Raw genomic sequence first — 17,899 nt, forward strand, 5'->3', positions numbered from 1 at the left:
CTTTAGCATCTTTTGTAGAGTCCCGACTCCAGTCTATTCCTGTTGTCGAAATCGCGCTATGCAGAATGTTCATCTTTTCAGACACAAACACTCTTTTTGCTACATTTTTATAACATAAAGGCATCACGTTTAAAATCACGGAGGCCGTTCAGGCGCCCGCCAGCCAAATGAAAACGTCACATCGCCAGTACAATGAGAACCACAGGCTTAAATCTCAAAACTTGATTTATGACCAAGCCTCATTTCAAAGGCATTTCTTAGCGTAGTCGTTACCTTTTCAAAATCGTGTAACTTTTCAGTGTCATTAAAACAGGCCTGCGCGGTGCCATTTGACAGCGTCTTGATGGCCTCGTTTATGTTACTGGACGACAAATTGAAATATACTCCACGCCCTTCCGGGTTCTTAGGATTAAAGTTACCGTGGGCCAGTTGCCAGTACCTGAATAAATACTGCGTTAAACATAATGGCTCTCTGAACCTTTTGCTTGATGATTTTTTCAACAACTCCTCTTCGGCCTGCCATATCTCAGTGAATGTACTTTTCAGGAATGGCTGCGGAAGATGCTTACCGTAGAAGCCTTCAAAATAACTTGCACGGCGGTTCATAAAATTTTTCAACAGACCTTTTTTATAACGTAAGCTATAGTATTTACGTCTGTTTTCTTTGATTATTGTTTTTTTATTAATATGCGTATTTAAAACACTGACATTAAGAAATTCTGACGACCTCATTATGATCTCGTCTTTATTTTTAGGTGATTGTTTTTTTATGATGAGGAAGTCATTAGGATAGCCATTATCAAAATAAAAATCTTCCCGCAAAGGAGAGGTAATGAACGTATCGTCATTAAATAAAACAAATTTATTACTGAGATCTTTTATCCGATGAAGATTTAGCTCTATCGTATTAGAGTTAAACGTTGGTAAATATTCAGACGGAATAAACTCATCATGAAAAACAATGTTCAATTTTTCATGTTCTACATTGATCCATGACGGAATTTGTCCACAGGTAACCAAATGTACTTTTCTGACCCATGGCGCATATTTTTCGACACATCTGAACCAATATTTAAAGATACCCATATCCCTGAACCGCGCAGGGTGGACGGCTCTCTCACCGTGGCTACCTTTTCCTTTGAACTCAGTAAACTTTTCTTGCCAGGCTACATCGGTTGAATCAACCCATAAAACAACAAAATCAATATCACTCATCGTTTTTATCTCAAATAATCATTGCGCTCATAAAATATAACAAGTCCGAAAGGCTATTTTTAACCCCATCAAGGCAAAGGCAAACAAGATGAGCACGGTTAAATTGCCTGACGATGAACTCGCCGGAGCGGTGAGTCGCGCATAAATAATCAGGTAATAAAAGCATCAGCCGGGCACGTTTTCATACCCTTTAAGCCTTTGAGAATAAAGATTCAATATTGATAAGCCCAGGTAATAGAGGGTTTTCCTGGGTTCGAACAGGCTCTGCGATACTTTATCGCGAAAATGATACATGACGGATTCAGATGAAATCAAGGACAGAAGTCATAGAATCGCCCTGTTATCCGGTAATGCAGAATGATTTTTGAAGAAAAAATAAACGATGAGATGATTCTTACGCGTCGATATTTCACGATCTGATCAATTTGATTATTGGGGGCGGGATGAACATTGTCTCCACCAGCCCCTCGGGGCGCGGCATCGGGGGCTAACAGTGATTAAATTCAAAGAGTTAATAGCATACGTTCTACATTTTCATAACACGCGGCACGAAATGCACTCGACCGCAAAGACAGCTTATGTTGTGATCGGGGTTCAATAAATCGCTAAACAAGGTATACTCCAGCGGTTTTCTTAGTTGTTTATTGTACTAAACGCTCCCGTGAGAGGATGCTACTGCGCACCTATGACACAATTCGCTTCTCCTGTTCTGCACTCGTTGCTGGATACAGACGCTTATAAGTTGCATATGCAGCAAGCCGTTTTTCACCACTACTATGATGTGCATGTAGCGGCTGAATTTCGTTGCCGTGGTGACGACCTGCTCGGTATTTACGCCGACGCTATTCGCGAGCAGGTGAATGCAATGCAACACCTGCAACTTCAGGAGGACGAGTTCCAGTGGCTCTCCGGCCTGCCCTTCTTTAAAGCTGATTATCTCAACTGGTTACGTGACTTCCGCTATAACCCGGAACAGGTCTGCGTGACCAACGATAACGGGAAGCTAAACATCCGCTTAACCGGTCCGTGGCGCGAAGTCATCATGTGGGAAGTCCCGCTGTTGGCGGTGATCAGCGAACTGGTGCACCGTTACCGCTCGCCGGAAATGGGTGTGGCGCAGGCGCTTGATGCGCTGGAAAGTAAACTCGTCGATTTCTCTGCATTAACCGCCGATCTCGATATGTCCCGCTTCCATCTGATGGATTTCGGCACCCGTCGCCGTTTCTCTCGCGAAGTGCAGCAGGCCATCGTCAAACGCCTTCAGCAGGAACCGTGGTTTGTCGGCACCAGTAACTACGATCTCGCCCGTCGGCTGTCGCTTACGCCTATGGGCACTCAGGCGCATGAATGGTTCCAGGCACATCAGCAAATCAGCCCGGATCTGGCGACCAGCCAGCGCGCAGCTCTCGCCGCCTGGCTGAATGAATACCCTAACCAGCTCGGTATCGCGCTGACGGACTGCATCACGATGGACGCTTTCTTACGCGACTTCGGCACCGAATTTGCCACGCGTTATCAGGGCTTACGCCACGATTCTGGCGATCCGGTTGAATGGGGTGAAAAAGCCATCGCCCATTACCAGAAGCTGGGCATTGACCCGCTGAGTAAGACGCTGGTCTTCTCAGATAACCTCGATCTGAAGAAAGCAGTCGATCTCTATCGTCACTTCTCTTCACGCGTGCAGTTGAGCTTTGGTATTGGCACCCGTCTGACCTGCGATATCCCGCAGGTGAAGCCGCTCAATATTGTCATCAAGCTGGTGGAATGTAACGGCAAACCGGTCGCCAAATTGTCAGACAGCCCGGGGAAAACAATCTGTCATGACAAAGCTTTTGTGCGTGCATTACGTAAAGCTTTTGACCTTCCTCATATAAAGAAAGCCAGTTAATCATTGTTGGCCGGATAACGCGCTTGCGCCGCTATCCGGTCGACAGAAAGCGCGTCTTATCGCGACTTTGCTTCCCTTTTCATGTTTATTTCCGAAATCTTTCGTTCCAGCTGCGAATTCTGCTTGTCTGATTGCAGATGCCAGGTAACATAGGTATCCCCCCAAGCAGGGTGGACAAGTGTTTATTTTTTCCGACTATTAACAGAGAGAATATTATGAGCGTTGTGCCTGTAGCCGACGTACTCCAGGGCCGCGTAGCCGTTGACAGCGAAGTCACCGTGCGCGGATGGGTGCGTACCCGCCGAGATTCAAAAGCTGGCATCTCCTTCCTCGCCGTTTATGACGGTTCCTGCTTTGATCCTGTACAGGCTGTCATTAATAATTCTCTGCCCAATTACAATGAAGACGTATTGCGTCTGACAACCGGCTGCTCGGTTATCGTCACGGGTAAAGTCGTTGCGTCTCCGGGACAAGGGCAAAGTTTTGAAATTCAGGCCACCACGGTTGAAGTAACCGGTTGGGTTGAAGATCCTGATACCTATCCGATGGCGGCAAAACGCCACAGTATCGAATATCTGCGTGAAGTCGCGCACCTGCGTCCGCGCACCAATATGATTGGCGCAGTCGCGCGTGTGCGCCATACGCTGGCGCAAGCGCTGCACCGTTTCTTTGACGAGCAGGGTTTCTTCTGGGTTTCGACGCCGTTGATTACCGCCTCCGATACCGAAGGCGCGGGTGAAATGTTCCGTGTATCAACATTGGATCTGGAAAACCTGCCGCGTAACGACCAGGGCAAAGTCGATTTTGATAAAGACTTCTTCGGTAAAGAGTCCTTCCTGACCGTATCCGGCCAGTTGAACGGCGAAACCTATGCGTGCGCCCTGTCCAAAATCTATACCTTTGGCCCTACATTCCGTGCAGAAAACTCCAACACCAGCCGCCACCTGGCTGAGTTCTGGATGCTGGAGCCGGAAGTCGCCTTTGCCAACCTGAATGACGTAGCTGGCCTTGCCGAAGCGATGCTGAAATATGTCTTCAAAGCCGTACTGGCTGAACGCGCGGATGATATGAAATTCTTCGCCGAGCGTGTCGATAAAGATGCGATTTCTCGTCTGGAACATTTTATTGATGCGGACTTCGCCCAGGTTGATTACACCGATGCGGTCACAATTCTGGAAAACTGCGGTAGGAAATTCGAAAACCCGGTTTACTGGGGTGTGGATCTCTCCTCTGAGCACGAACGCTATCTGGCAGAAGAGCACTTTAAAGCGCCAGTGGTAGTGAAAAACTACCCGAAAGACATTAAAGCGTTTTATATGCGCCTTAACGAAGACGGTAAAACCGTGGCGGCAATGGATGTTCTGGCGCCGGGCATTGGTGAAATCATTGGGGGTTCCCAGCGTGAAGAGCGTCTGGACGTACTGGATGCCCGTATGGCGGAAATGGGCCTGAATAAAGAAGATTACTGGTGGTATCGCGATCTGCGCCGCTACGGTACTGTTCCGCATTCAGGTTTCGGTCTCGGCTTCGAACGTCTGATCGCTTATGTCACTGGCGTGCAAAACGTTCGTGATGTGATTCCGTTCCCGCGTACTCCACGTAACGCCAGTTTCTGATTTTAAAAGGCCAGCTTTGCTGGCCTTTTTCTCTCTCAGAATGTCAAGTTTTATGGATAAGAAGTAAACAAATCTAAAAACAAGCCCCTCAGTTCTCCCTTCCTGTTACCTGATATTTCATTGCAACATCTCAGTACAAAAAATAATCCCTCCGATCATTGCGGATTAGTTTTTCCTCACCTGATAGCATAATTTTTAATCAATCGCACGGCATTCCAGACGTCTGAAAAAAGTTATCAATCACACCCTCGTTCAATCACATTTGCAGTAAGTGCTATGTTTAGAAAAATTAAACATAAGGAAATCATATAAATAGAAATAAAAATGGGAAATGGTGGCTGAAATTGGCCTGAAATTTGAAGTCGTTCACAAAGCGTCAAAAATAAAATATTTAGTTACATATTTTTTCTTTTTGAAACTAATTCTTTATCTTTGTAGCACTTTCACGGTAGCGAAACGGTGGTTTGAATGGAAAGATGCTTGTCAGACACATAAAGACACCAAACTCTCATCAATAGTTCCGTAAATTTTTATTGACAGAATTTATTGGCGGCAGTGGCAGGTGTCATATAAAAACCAATGAGGGTAATAAATAATGATGAAGCGTAATATCCTGGCAGTGGTAATCCCTGCCCTGCTGGCAGCTGGCGCCGCAAACGCAGCCGAAGTGTATAACAAAGATGGCAATAAACTGGACCTCTACGGTAAAGCGGTAGGTCTGCACTACTTCTCTAAAGACAACGGCAAAAACAGCTACGGCGGTGATGGCGACCAGACCTATGCACGTCTGGGTTTTAAAGGTGAAACCCAGATTAACGATCAACTGACCGGTTACGGCCAGTGGGAATACCAGTTCAGCGGTAACAGATCCGAAGGTGGTTCTGACTCTCAGAAAGGCAACAAAACCCGTCTGGCATTCGCGGGTCTGAAACTCGGCGATGCGGGTTCTCTGGACTACGGTCGTAACTACGGTATCGTTTACGATGCACTGGGCTACACCGATATGCTGCCAGAATTTGGTGGTGACACTGCATACAGCGATAACTTCTTCGTTGGCCGTGTTGGCGGTGTGGCAACCTACCGTAACTCCAACTTCTTCGGTCTGGTTGACGGCCTGAACTTCGGCGTTCAGTATCTGGGCAAAAACGAGCGCGCAAGCAACTACGTTGTTAACGCAGACGATTCCAGTAACTTCAGCGACGTACAGCGCTCTAACGGCGACGGCTGGGGTGCATCTCTGAGCTATGAATTCGAAGGCTTTGGTATCGTTGGTGCTTACGGTGCCGCTGACCGCACCAACGCTCAGCAAGATTCTCGCCTTGCTGGTCGTGGTAAAACCGCTGAGCAGTGGGCTACTGGTCTGAAATACGACGCCAACAATATCTACCTGGCAGCCAACTACGGTGAAACCCGTAACGCCACGGCTATCGACGGCGGCTTCGCCAACAAAACTCAGGACATCCTGTTAGTTGCTCAGTATCAGTTCGACTTCGGTCTGCGTCCGTCCATCGCTTACACCAAGTCCAAAGCCAAAAACGTTGAAGGCGTGGGTAGCGAAGATCTGGTCAACTACGTAGAAGTTGGCGCGACTTACTACTTCAACAAAAACATGTCCACCTATGTTGACTACATCATCAACCAGATTGATTCTGACAACAAACTGGGCGTAGGCTCTGACGACACGGTTGCTGTAGGTATCGTTTACCAGTTCTAATCAGCAGACCTCTTTGTTAAATGCCTAAAAAACAGGACTTCGGTCCTGTTTTTTTATGTCTGCCAGCAAAATCTGGCGTCTTAAAAAAACACTCAGGCTTTTTGTCACTAACAGTTGGCATTTTGTAAATCTGCCGTTAACCTGATTACGGATTTCCCTTCTGTAACCACAATGGAACCTCGTCATGTTTGAGAACATTACCGCCGCCCCTGCCGACCCTATTCTGGGCCTGGCCGATCTGTTTCGTGTCGATGACCGTCCCGGAAAAATTAACCTTGGTATCGGTGTCTATAAAGATGAGACAGGCAAAACGCCGGTGTTAACCAGCGTTAAAAAAGCCGAGCAGTATTTACTGGAAAATGAAACCACCAAAAACTATCTCGGTATTGATGGTATTCCAGAATTCGGCCGTTGCACGCAGGAATTACTGTTTGGCAAAGGTAGCGCGCTGATCAATGACAAACGCGCTCGCACCGCGCAAACGCCAGGCGGTACTGGCGCGCTCCGTGTTGCCGCGGACTTCCTGGCAAAAAATACGGCGGTAAAACGCGTGTGGGTAAGTAATCCAAGCTGGCCAAACCATAAGGGCGTGTTTAATTCCGCCGGTCTGGAAGTGTGCGAATACGCTTATTACGATGCAGAAAACCACGCGCTTGATTTCGATGCCTTGCTGGCAAGCCTCAATAACGCGCAGGCTGGTGACGTCGTTCTGTTCCATGGCTGCTGCCATAACCCAACCGGTATCGATCCGACGCTGGAACAGTGGCAAACGCTGGCTCAGCTTTCTGTCGAAAAAGGCTGGCTGCCGCTGTTTGACTTCGCCTATCAGGGTTTTGCTCGCGGTCTGGAAGAGGACGCGGAAGGTCTGCGTGCGTTCGCAGCGCTGCATAAAGAGCTGATCGTCGCCAGTTCCTACTCTAAAAACTTTGGCCTGTATAACGAGCGTGTCGGTGCCTGTACGCTGGTTGCCACAGATGCGGAAACCGTTGACCGCGCATTCAGCCAGATGAAATCCGCCATTCGCGCCAACTACTCTAACCCTCCGGCACACGGCGCATCCGTTGTAGCGACTATCCTGAGCAATGATGCCCTGCGTGCTATCTGGGAACAAGAACTGACCGATATGCGCCAGCGTATTCAGCGCATGCGTCTGTTGTTCGTCAATACGTTGCAGGAAAAAGGCGCAGATCGCGATTTCAGCTTTATCACCAAACAGAATGGCATGTTCTCATTCAGCGGCCTGACGAAAGAGCAGGTACTGCGTCTGCGTGAAGAGTTTGGCGTATATGCGGTGGCTTCTGGTCGCGTCAACGTGGCTGGAATGACGCCGGATAACATGGCTCCGCTGTGCGAAGCCATTGTCGCCGTACTGTAAGTATCATAGCGCCAGGTAGTGCCTGGCGCTTACCCGGCCTACAGTGGTTTCCCATTGCAGGCCGGACAAGAAATTTACCAGACCGGCATTTCATCTTGCAGGAACGGGTTATGCAGTCGCTCATGACCAAGCGTCGACATCGGCCCATGACCCGAAATAAACGTCACATCATCGCCCAACGGCAATAATTTACGCTTGATCGAATCAATCAGCTGAGCGTGATCGCCACGCGGGAAATCGCTGCGCCCAACGCCGCCTTTGAAGATCACGTCACCGGAAATCAGTAGCCGTGAAGACTCATCAAAGAAGACAATATGGCCCGGCGTATGCCCAGGACAATGCAACACCTGTAAAGTCACATTCCCTACGCTAATACGATCTCCCTCATTCAGCCAACGGTCAGGCGTCAACGGCTGACACTCTTCCAGACCAAACATGCGACTTTGCGCCGGTAAACCCTGTAGCCAGAACTCATCTTCTTTTTCCGGGCCGATCACTGGCACGCCATAATGCTTCGCCAGTTCCGCCGCCACGCCAACATGATCGAGATGACCGTGCGTAAGCAGGATCTGCATCAACGTCACGCCGCTGGCGTCCACTTCCTGTTTGATGGTCTGTGCGTCGCCGCCGGGATCGACCAGCGCGGCCAGACGGGTTTGCTCACACCAGATCAATGAACAGTTCTGGGAGAATGCGGTGACCGGAATAATACGATAGTTCATACTGCTCCTGTTTCGTTAAGTCTGCGGATCACCAGTGCCGTGCCGGCCCGGTGTCAATATGCACAAAGTTACTGCGTGGGTAGTATCCTACACCACCTGCGCGCATAGATAACGCAGCTTTGCGAATATTACTTAACGAAACGCCTTCAATATGGAAATCCATCGCCTGCCCTTTCGTGTGGTAGCTTTTTTTCGCCACTCCACGACTGTGCGCACGCAGTTCGTTATTGGTATCCAGTGAGCGGTAACCCGAGATGAGCTGTACGGGCTTACGGGTGCCTAAAAGGCCTTGCAGGCGGAAGAGCTGATCGAACAATCCTGGGTCGATGGCTTTCACTTTATTCGCGCGAAAATCACGGAAAAAATGGTTTAGTTTTGCTAATTCATCCTGAATATAGGCTCTTCCGTCGAAAAACTCCGCTTTAATTGACTCTCCGGTATGGAGGTTGTTCAGTGTCAAAATACGCGGACGTGGGGTGGAGAGTGTGGCAAATGCTGGCGTAGGCAAGATGGCGGCGCCGAGAGCAACGCCACCAAACGCCAGCAACTTGCGGCGATTAGCGTCAAATTTGTCCATGATAATCAGGTCTACAGGTAAATGTTTTCGTTAATATGCACTTCTGGCGCACGAGGGGCACCTTAACTGGCAAAAAAGCCGACGTCAAGGTGGCCCATCCCCAGCAACGGCGGGGCTTGCAGCGAATCAGCCCTGCCGATGACCAATATTACGACAACAGATTTATCAGAACTTCTTCATTTACCTGATTAATTGTTCTGCTTTTGACACAATTTGTGCGCTGGATCGCGCAGTCAGATCATAATTGTAAATATCTGTACGATACTGAGTGCGTCCGTCTGCTCCCACAAACGCCGTCAGGTAATACAGATTCACCGGAATATTCTGGCGGATGTTGACGTACCGGGTATCACCTTGCTTCAGCGCATCCGAAATCCGCGTATCGTTCCAGCCTGCATCCTGAAGCAGCATATTTGCCAGCTCAGAGGCCTTATTCACACGCACGCAACCGGAACTGAGCGCTCGCGTATCTTTCTGGAACAGATTGTGATTCGGCGTATCGTGCAGATAAATCGCGTCTGAACTTGGCATATTAAATTTGTAACGCCCCAGCGAGTTGTGCGCGCCCGGCGCCTGCTGGAAGCGGAACGGCAGGTTCGATGGCGTAATGGTCGACCAGTCCACCTGCCACGGGTTAATCGTCTCTTTGCTGTTCCAGCCGCGCATAACGGTATAACCGTGGCGTTCCAGATACCCCGGATCATTCCAGACTTTGGGCAGAATATCTTTTCGGGCCAGTGTTGGCGGCACATTCCAGGGCGGATTCACCACCACGTTATTAAGCGCGCTGCTCATCATTGGCGTTTTCCGATCGGGGCGGCCAACAATCACCCGGGAAGCCAACACCTGGTTGCCGTTCTGGTAATAAACCAGCGAATAGGCCGGAATATTGACCATAATGCCCGTTGATAATTCTCCTGGCAGTAAACGCAAACGCTGAATATTCAGCGCCAGCACCCCCGCACGTTGCGCAGGCGTCACATTCAGCCATTCGCGCGTCGCCGGGCCGACAGCGCCATCCGCCCCCAGTCCTTGCCAGGTCTGAAAACGTTTCACCGCATCAACAAGCTCACGATCATAAGCCGCACGGACTGCCGGAGCGGGTTGGCTGCGCTGAGTGGATTGCCGGGCGACAGGTTTCACGGCGGCAGGCTCCACTGCGACGGCGGAAGGGCTGACAACCACATCGGCCGCCACGTCATCCCCCGGGAGCGCTATCTTAGGCCCGCCTTCCAGCATACCGGTGCGCTGTAAAATCTCACGCAGCGCAGGCACATCATTGCTCCACTGACCAGGACGCAACGTCGCGGTACTGGTCAACTGCGGCCAGGGGCGAGCGTCGCTAACCAGCTTTTTCAGTGAATCATGCAGCGCGGCGTATTGCGGATGCTGTGGCGCAAGGCTGGCGACAAACGTCGTCAGTTGACCGTTGTCCAGCGCAATCTGCCACTGGTTGATCACCGAAAGCGGCGGTGTTGCCAGCGCATAAGGTTTGTCGCTGTACAGCCAGCGCGTCCCTTTTACGGGAATATTGGCGATGAAATGGAGATAGCCCATCATGGCGTCGGATAAAACAGCATCTCGCGCCAGACCGGTGACTGACGGGTCGGTCAGCAGCGCGACCCAAGTGGTAAATTGCGGCTGGAACCCGGCGATGGCCACTTCCGCCAGCTGCTGCTGAAACGCTTTCACCGCATCGCGATTTTCCCACATTGGTTGCATATCGCGGGCGGCATACAGCAGTTCCAGTTGATTCAGATAAACCGGCGTATAACCAGAAGGAAGTTGCGATTGTAATTCAGCCCGGGCTTTCTCCGCAGAGATCCCCTCCGGCAGCGGCTGAATCCCCGCCATTACCGCTGTCGCAGGCGATTGCGCTTGCGGCTGTGACAACGCGGTAGGCTGTTCGCTGACGGTCGCAGAGCTGTCGCCAGGAATCATTTCAGGCTCATCGGCCTGCACACTGAACAGTGGAGCAAATGTTACGGCCAGGCATAAACTGATTGCCGATAGCCGACGACTACAAATTTTGTTAAGCAACATCCCTTGCCCCCTGTTTCTTTATCATACTTTGAATAGCCAGGTTGCCCGCTCACATTGGGTAAAAACCTGAAAACGCCAATACCTTCTGAAGTATGACGAGCAAGCCTGCTTACTCGTCAGGCTTACCTTCAGTATATAAACATCAAAAAGGTTTTGCCTAACCTAATGTAAAGAAGTTTAAAGAAAAAGCACCTGGTGTAAGGTGCTTTTCAGACTTCTATTGATCGATTTTATGATGAAAAAAGACGGCGCGAAGGCCGTCTTCATCTTACTTACCCGGCGGCCTGCGACGAAGCATCTTCGGTGCCGGTGCCAGGTAGCGTCTCCGGCAGTTGTGGGGCGAAGCCACGCAGTCCGACCACATGAACGTGTTCGGTATTGTGGAAAACCTTACGCACCAGCTTATAGGTGGTGCCTTTCTCAGGGCTGATGTTTTCCGGCGCAGCGATGATAAGCTGCATTTGCAGACGTTCGCACAGTTCGAACAGCGTCGCGATGGAACGCGCATCCAGACGCGCAGCCTCATCAAGGAACAGCAGGCGGCATGGGGAGATATCTTTTCCGCGCAAACGGCGGCCTTCGTCTTCCCAGCTTTGTACTACCATCACCAGAATGGACATCCCGGTACCAATCGCTTCACCGGTAGACAGCGCGCCGGACTCCGCACGCAGCCAGCCGTCTGAACCACGGTTGACCTCGACTTCCATCTCCAGATAGTTACGGTAATCCAGCAGCTCCTCGCCAATGGTCTGCGGCGTACGCTGCCCCATATCAATCTGCGGATTCAGGCGCTGATACAGCTTCGCCAGCGCTTCAGAGAAGGTCAGGCGGTTGCTGTTAAACAGATCCTGATGCTGCTCATGCTGTTCGGAAAGAACATCCAGCAAGGTCGCATGCGTTTCCCGCACGTTAACGTTGAGACGCACGCTGTTCACCTGACCGAACGAGACGTTTTGTAGCCCCTGGTTCAGCATACGAATACGGTTTTGTTCGCGCTGAATCGTCTTACGAATAATGTTCGCCACGCTGCGCGAGCTGATCGCCAGCTTCTGTTCGCGGGAGGTCAGCTCTTCCGTCAGGCGACTCAACTCAATTTCCATCTGCTCGATGGCCTCAACCGGGTCATCGGTACGGATGATATCCTGGCGAATACGCTCCCGCAGATGCTGGTAAACCGCCACGAAGAACTGGATCTTACGTTCCGGTCGTTTTGGATCTTCCGACATACGTAATACATCACGCAGGTGTTCGTTATCCGCCACCGCCAGACGCAACGCACCCAACGCCTTATCCGACATGGAGCGAAGTTCATCTGCCGACAGATAAGCCAACTCGCGACGATGCAAACGGCGCTCTACCCCGTTATCTTTCACCATCCGCATCACCGCGCACCACCCGGCTTTCGCGGTGACTACCTGCTCGCGCATTTCATGATAATCGCGTTCCAGTTTGCGCAGTCTGCGGGTCAGGTTATCCATCTCCGCTTCACAGAAGGTCAGCGCTTTTTCCAGCTGGTTACGACGTGAGCGGTTATTGCTCAGTTGCGTATGCAGTTCGTCACGGCGGATACGCGCGCGCTCTTCCGAACCGCTGTCGGCGCGCACGCCGATATCCTGTAATTCACGTTGCAGGTCGCCCAGCAGCTCTTTCTTGGTGTCATACGAGCTTTTCAGTGAGGCCAGAACCTGATTGTACTGGCTGAGTTGCGCGGCATGACCGCGTAACGCTTCACGGGCACGGGTACGCTCGGCTTCCGCCTGTTCCAGACGCTGGCGCAGTTTTTCGTTCAGATCGCTGTTGCCGCTCAGCATTTCGGCCGAGTCGGAATAGCTGAAGTGCGCCCGACGCTGTACGACCTCCGTCAGCGCAAAAGCCTGCTGACGCGCATCCCGCTGCGTTTGCTGGGAGTATGCGTAATCTTCTTTCAGTTGCTCAAACTGTTCGGGATCGTTTTGCAGAACCGAGACGATCGGCTCCAGTTTGGCTAACTGATTACCGTGTTGCTGTATAAAACGCGCCGCTTCCTGCGCATCATCCAGACGTTCCTGAATTTCATCCACGCGGTCAGCCAGCGTGTCGTCCGTCAGCAGGTTCAGGCGCGGCAGTAAGCGGTTCAGAGCGGAGACGCCCTCTTTCGCCTGTTCAAACTGAATACGCTGCTGCTGGTTGTCGTTTTCATGCGTAGCCAGCGCGCGTTCCAGTTCAACGCGACGGCCATTCAATTGGCGAATTTCCGCTTCCGGGTCGGCCTCAAACGCGACCGCCAGATGGCTGCCGATAAAACGACTGAACGCCTGATGCAGACGCTGAGTTTTCTGCACGTCGAAGGACAACGTCGCAAAGCGTTCAGACAGCCCTTCGCGCTCAGCATGCAGACTTTCAATACGGTTTTCACGCGCGGCGCGACCAAAGATCGGCACCGTCGGGAAACGGGAATAACGCCACTGACGCTCGGCGGTTTTCACCACCACCGCGTTTTCCAGCTCATCAACGCTGAAGACGCTGTCATCGAACGACTGCGGGTCCCCTTCGATGAAATAGAGATCTTCCGGGCAATCCGTCAGCCCTTCAAGCTGTTCGGCGATCAGCGACAGATCCGGCACCACGATAGCATGACGGGACGGGCCGTACAGCGCGGAGAAGTACGGCGCGTCTTCGAAGCTGACGTCATCATAGATTTCCGACAGCAACACGCCGCCAAAACGCTCCGCCAGCGCGTTCAGACGCGAGTCTTCCGAGCCACCCGGCTGGCTTAAACGTTCAATCTCTTCGTCAACCGCGTTCTTACGCGCGCCAACTTCGTCACGCTCTACAATCGCTTCACGCTCGCGCTCCAGCAACTGTTGCAGATACTCGGTTACCTCCTGGCTGGAGGTAAACTCTTCGCCGCTCTGTTCGCACAGCTGATTCAGACTGTTTTGCGCCGCCAGCCAGATCGGGGCGCGCTGCATTAAGTGCTGAATGCGGGACTGGAGTTGCTCCTGCTCCTGACGCAGCGTCATACGCTGTTCATGGGCGTTAGAAACGCTATCCGACAGGGCAGCGATGCGGGCTTCCAGCTCCTGGTGCAGCGCTTCCAGCTCATCAATGTCGAAATGTTTGCCCTGACGTTTACAGAATTCCGCCAGCAGGCGTTCAGCTTCCTGCTGTTCGCGCAAGCGCTGTTCCAGCTCACTCAGACGCATACGCAGCGGCTGAACCTGCTCCGCCAGGTGACGCTGTTCCACGCCTTCGCGCAGCAGGTCGCGCGCCACACTCCAGGCTTCATTACGCGCCAGCGGGCCATTAATGGCGGCCACCAGCTGATATGCCTGTTCAAACTGACTGTGCGCGGTTTGCGCCACGCTCATTTTCTGTTCCAGCGAAAGCAGTTTTTCCGTTGCTTCCTGCTCTTTCGCCTGGAACGTTTCCAGCCATTCTGCGGCGCTGTCCGCCGTCAGGTCAGGCAGATGACAAAGCGCTTTGGCGCGGTCGAGCGCCTGGATCGCCTGGTTGTACTGAATCGCGCGCGTCTGCTGCACGTCCAGCGCCTGCTGATAGTCCGCCAGTTGGCTTTTCAGTTCATCCACTTCCAGCTCGGCGGCTTCCGCACGGGCTTCGTTCTCTTCCTGCATGTCGGCGGCTTCAGCCACCACTTCATTTTGCTCTTCGAGACGAATTTGCAGCTCATCGAGATCCGCTTCGTAGCGCTCGATCTTCTCCTGCTGGCGCAGCGCGGTCTGCACCAGGTTCAGGTGGTCGCTGGCGGCCTGGTAATCCGCTTCCAGATCCCCTTCCGCACCGTTGTGCTCGCCCAGTTCACGCGCCATGTCGACGTGTTTGTACTGTTCCGCCGCCAGTTGCTTACGCGATGTGTACAGCTCGCGACGAAACTCCAGCGCTTTATCCAGATGAACCCGGCGTTCGTTGGCGTGGCGCATGTAGTCCGCCGCCACGTAGTTAGTGGCTTCGCTAATCAAATGCTTGAACAGGTCACGATCCGACTGGGTTACGCGGATCGCTTCCAGCGTCATACGGTTTTCACGCAGCGCGGCTTCCATATCCTGGAACGCTTTACGCACGCCGCTATTTTCCGGCAGCAGGTAGTCACGCAGGGAACGGGTAATCGCGCTGGAGATCCCGCCGTACAGCGAGGCTTCAATCAGACGATAGAACTTGCTGCGATCGGACGCAGAACGCAGACGGCGGGCAATGATGCCCAGATCGAACATCAGCGAGTGATAATCGGTGATCGAGTTAAACTGCTTAAACTGCACGCCTTCCATCGCATCGAGCTTCTCTTTCAGCTCCGCGAGGGTCAACACGCGCGCCTGGCGCTCGTTCAGCGTTTCGGTCACCAGCTGCGTCGGCTGCACCGACATCGGCAAGCCCTGAATGGCAAACGGTTTGATATCAACTTTGCGATCGCGTCCGGCGACCTGCTGCAAACGCACGCCCACCACAACACGCTGATGGCGGGAATTGAGGACGTCGAGCATGGAATAACAGACGCCCGCTTTCAGCTTACCGTGCAGGCCTTTATCGCGCGATCCGCTGGTGGCCCCGGCTTCCGTGGTGTTACGGAAATGCAGTAAGGTTAAGTCCGGGATCAGCGCCGTGACGAACGCCGCCATCGTGGTGGATTTACCGGCGCCGTTCCCGCCGGACAGCGTGGTGACCAGCTCATCGAGGTCAAAGGTGCGGGCAAAAAAGCCGTTCCAGTTAATCAGCGTTAGTGAGCGAAATTTACCGCGTTCAATCATTATTCTTCCTCTCCACTGTCCGGCTGATTCTCTTCGGTCTCATCGTTGAGTTGCAGGTGATTTTCAACCGGCATGGCTTCCCCATCGCGGATTAAGCGACGCTGCGCTTCACGCGGATCGTCACCGGTACGCACATCCGCGCCAAAGCGGAACACCGATTCCGTGATGCGGAATTTGCTGCTGTCATGGCCCATAAACCACACCATCCCTAAGCGACGCAGACGGTTTAACGACGAGCGCACCTTCTCCTGTAGTTTCTGACGATCCACGTCAGACCCCGTTGAGCGGTTGTTGACCAGTTTCAGCAATTTGGCTTCGTCTGTCAGGGCGAGCAGCTCATCGTACAGTTCCTGCTGGGTAAAAATCCCCTCATTTGCCAACCGCTCCGGGCTGAGATAGAGGTAACAGAGGATTTTACCCACCATCATGTCCAGTTCAGACAAGACGGAGCGCGGGATAATCGTCGTGGAACGCGGGCGCAGGTAGAAAAAACCCTCCGGCGCGCGAATCAGTTCGACGTTATAGCGACTGTAAAACTCTTCCAGATACTCCTGGAAATCCATCAGGAAGGCATGATTATCCAGCTCATCCAGACCGATATGTCTGCCGGAGCGTAATGCGCTATCCAGCGCCGGAAATAACGGGTTTGCCAGCGCCTGCGCCAGCTTAACCGGCATCACTTGTTCAATATTTGTCAATGACATGCGCCTGTACCTTGGCTCCGTAATCATTAATCGGCTGCCATTTGGCTGGCAGTCCGGTGAAGTCTGCTTGCGCTACGCCAAGACGTACCGCCTGATCGATAACAATACGCGCCACGTCGAAGTGACGCGCTCGTGGGTATTGCGCCAGATATTCGCGCACTACTAGGCCGAGATCCAGTGGGGCTTGTCTGGATTTATAGATAGCCAGCTGTTCTTCGATGATCGCCGCCAGTTGTTCGCGGATCTCGTTAAATTCTTCATATTCCAGGTCCGGCGGCAGTTCGCCGGTCACCTCTTCATCGCGCAGCGCCATCTCTTCATCGCGCATATCCAGCAGACGATCGGCGTTGGCATAGGTCAGCGCCCACGGCTCATCAAAATAGCCCTGGATGGATTGGCGCAGTCGCTGGGCAAAGACGCGGTTTTTATCCATATCAATCGCGGTACGGATAAATTTGTGTACGTGTCGATCATAGCCAATCCACAGGTCGATGGATTGCTGACCCCAGCTAATAATGCGGTCGAGTTTGCTTTGCAGATCGAACACCAGACGATCCACAAAATGCAGGTCGTCATGCGCCATCGTGGCGTCCTGGATGCGTAACAGATTGGCCTGCAATTTATCGCCAGCTGCTTCGAGCGTATCCTGTAACTCACGCAGCGTGCCGGATGTTTCAGAAAGCAGCAGTTCGCAACTCGAAATTGCCGCGCGCCAGTCTTTGTTCAGCAACTGCGCAATGTCGTCTTTTACCTGCTGCTGCTGCTCATCCATGATGCGCTGGGTCAGGTCGATGCTGTCGAAAATTTCCGCGACCGAATATTTCAGCGGCGCATAAACGTTGCGATGCCAGTGAAATTCGTCGCCGCCCTCATCTGCCGCATCCGCCGCCCGCTTCAGTTCACCCGCGACAATGGATAGCTGCATGGAAAGGCGCAACGTGGAAAACTCACGCTGGCGGATGTAATAATCGGTAATGCCAATCCCGAGCGGCGTCAGGCGATAAATGGCGTTGCCTTCCGCTTGCTCGCTGGTAAAGCGGTTCAGCAGACGTTGACGTACCATATCGTTGATCGCGTTGTTGGCGCGCACGCCGATGGTTTCGCTGGTTTGCTCAAACGCATCACTGACATGGCGGAACGCATCCACCAGTTCGCCTTCACTCATCTCCCCGTCCAGGCGCTCGCCGTTCAGCGTGGCTACCGCCAGCAGGAACGAAAGTCGGTCTACCGGCAGAGAGATGGAAAAGTCATTTTTTCTGGCCCAGGCAACCAGTTCGGGGACTGTCTGGGAAAATTCACTCAT

General features: G+C 52.3%; 11 protein-coding genes. 4 read left to right on the forward strand and 7 right to left on the reverse strand.

Going from position 1 to position 17,899, the window contains the following annotated elements; genetic code table 11:
• Positions 1 to 207: 207 nt before the first annotated feature.
• The gene (locus FD428_RS13360) at positions 208 to 1,215 is read right to left on the reverse strand and encodes a Stealth CR1 domain-containing protein (RefSeq protein WP_012132987.1); all 1,008 of its coding nucleotides are present in this window, start codon (positions 1,213 to 1,215) and stop codon (positions 208 to 210) included.
• A 685-nt stretch (positions 1,216 to 1,900) separates the two neighbouring features.
• On the opposite strand from FD428_RS13360, the gene pncB reads away from it, so the two are divergent.
• From pncB to aspC, 4 genes are all read left to right on the forward strand, one after another.
• Positions 1,901 to 3,103: a nicotinate phosphoribosyltransferase gene (gene pncB, locus FD428_RS13365; protein WP_071258278.1), complete on the forward strand. Its 1,203-nt coding sequence runs from the start codon at positions 1,901 to 1,903 to the stop codon at positions 3,101 to 3,103.
• 215 nt (positions 3,104 to 3,318) lie between these two features.
• A complete protein-coding gene (asnS, locus tag FD428_RS13370; RefSeq protein ID WP_114848414.1) occupies positions 3,319 to 4,719 on the forward strand; it encodes an asparagine--tRNA ligase in 1,401 nt (466 codons plus the stop codon).
• Positions 4,720 to 5,314: 595 nt separating this feature from the next.
• Positions 5,315 to 6,433 carry a porin OmpF gene (ompF, locus tag FD428_RS13375; protein ID WP_047457749.1) on the forward strand — a complete coding sequence of 373 codons (1,119 nt, stop codon included), beginning with the start codon at positions 5,315 to 5,317 and terminating at the stop codon, positions 6,431 to 6,433.
• 184 nt (positions 6,434 to 6,617) lie between these two features.
• Positions 6,618 to 7,808 (forward strand): aspartate transaminase, encoded by a 1,191-nt coding sequence (gene aspC / locus FD428_RS13380; protein WP_049009177.1) that lies wholly within the window; start codon positions 6,618 to 6,620, stop codon positions 7,806 to 7,808.
• Positions 7,809 to 7,882: 74 nt separating this feature from the next.
• Here aspC and FD428_RS13385 read toward each other — a convergent pair whose 3' ends face one another.
• From FD428_RS13385 to mukF, 6 genes are all read right to left on the reverse strand, one after another.
• Complete coding sequence (locus FD428_RS13385) at positions 7,883 to 8,530, reverse strand: MBL fold metallo-hydrolase (protein WP_114848416.1); 648 nt, start codon at positions 8,528 to 8,530, stop codon at positions 7,883 to 7,885.
• Between the two features lie 28 nt (positions 8,531 to 8,558).
• Positions 8,559 to 9,107 carry a YcbK family protein gene (locus FD428_RS13390; RefSeq protein ID WP_012132998.1) on the reverse strand — a complete coding sequence of 183 codons (549 nt, stop codon included), beginning with the start codon at positions 9,105 to 9,107 and terminating at the stop codon, positions 8,559 to 8,561.
• A gap of 180 nt (positions 9,108 to 9,287) precedes the next feature.
• The gene (gene ldtD, locus FD428_RS13395; protein ID WP_012132999.1) at positions 9,288 to 11,150 is read right to left on the reverse strand and encodes a L,D-transpeptidase; all 1,863 of its coding nucleotides are present in this window, start codon (positions 11,148 to 11,150) and stop codon (positions 9,288 to 9,290) included.
• A gap of 272 nt (positions 11,151 to 11,422) precedes the next feature.
• The gene (mukB, locus tag FD428_RS13400; RefSeq protein WP_114848417.1) at positions 11,423 to 15,892 is read right to left on the reverse strand and encodes a chromosome partition protein MukB; all 4,470 of its coding nucleotides are present in this window, start codon (positions 15,890 to 15,892) and stop codon (positions 11,423 to 11,425) included.
• A complete protein-coding gene (gene mukE / locus FD428_RS13405) occupies positions 15,892 to 16,596 on the reverse strand; it encodes a chromosome partition protein MukE (protein WP_024130476.1) in 705 nt (234 codons plus the stop codon). Before mukE ends, mukB begins: the two co-directional genes overlap by 1 nt.
• Positions 16,577 to 17,899 carry a chromosome partition protein MukF gene (mukF, locus tag FD428_RS13410; RefSeq protein WP_012133002.1) on the reverse strand — a complete coding sequence of 441 codons (1,323 nt, stop codon included), beginning with the start codon at positions 17,897 to 17,899 and terminating at the stop codon, positions 16,577 to 16,579. Before mukF ends, mukE begins: the two co-directional genes overlap by 20 nt.

It is taken from the genome of Citrobacter sp. TBCP-5362, assembly GCF_005406305.1.
GTDB lineage: Bacteria > Pseudomonadota > Gammaproteobacteria > Enterobacterales > Enterobacteriaceae > Citrobacter_B > Citrobacter_B koseri.

What these genes read in the sequence shown, in the direction of transcription:
- FD428_RS13360 (WP_012132987.1), bottom strand. Translation starts at nt 1,215, where the DNA reads ATGAGTGATATTGATTTTGTTGTTTTATGGGTTGATTCAACCGATGTA.
- mukB (WP_114848417.1), bottom strand. Translation starts at nt 15,892, where the DNA reads ATGATTGAACGCGGTAAATTTCGCTCACTAACGCTGATTAACTGGAAC.
- pncB (WP_071258278.1), top strand. Translation starts at nt 1,901, where the DNA reads ATGACACAATTCGCTTCTCCTGTTCTGCACTCGTTGCTGGATACAGAC.
- asnS (WP_114848414.1), top strand. Translation starts at nt 3,319, where the DNA reads ATGAGCGTTGTGCCTGTAGCCGACGTACTCCAGGGCCGCGTAGCCGTT.
- mukE (WP_024130476.1), bottom strand. Translation starts at nt 16,596, where the DNA reads ATGTCATTGACAAATATTGAACAAGTGATGCCGGTTAAGCTGGCGCAG.
- aspC (WP_049009177.1), top strand. Translation starts at nt 6,618, where the DNA reads ATGTTTGAGAACATTACCGCCGCCCCTGCCGACCCTATTCTGGGCCTG.
- FD428_RS13385 (WP_114848416.1), bottom strand. Translation starts at nt 8,530, where the DNA reads ATGAACTATCGTATTATTCCGGTCACCGCATTCTCCCAGAACTGTTCA.
- ompF (WP_047457749.1), top strand. Translation starts at nt 5,315, where the DNA reads ATGATGAAGCGTAATATCCTGGCAGTGGTAATCCCTGCCCTGCTGGCA.
- FD428_RS13390 (WP_012132998.1), bottom strand. Translation starts at nt 9,107, where the DNA reads ATGGACAAATTTGACGCTAATCGCCGCAAGTTGCTGGCGTTTGGTGGC.
- mukF (WP_012133002.1), bottom strand. Translation starts at nt 17,899, where the DNA reads ATGAGTGAATTTTCCCAGACAGTCCCCGAACTGGTTGCCTGGGCCAGA.
- ldtD (WP_012132999.1), bottom strand. Translation starts at nt 11,150, where the DNA reads ATGTTGCTTAACAAAATTTGTAGTCGTCGGCTATCGGCAATCAGTTTA.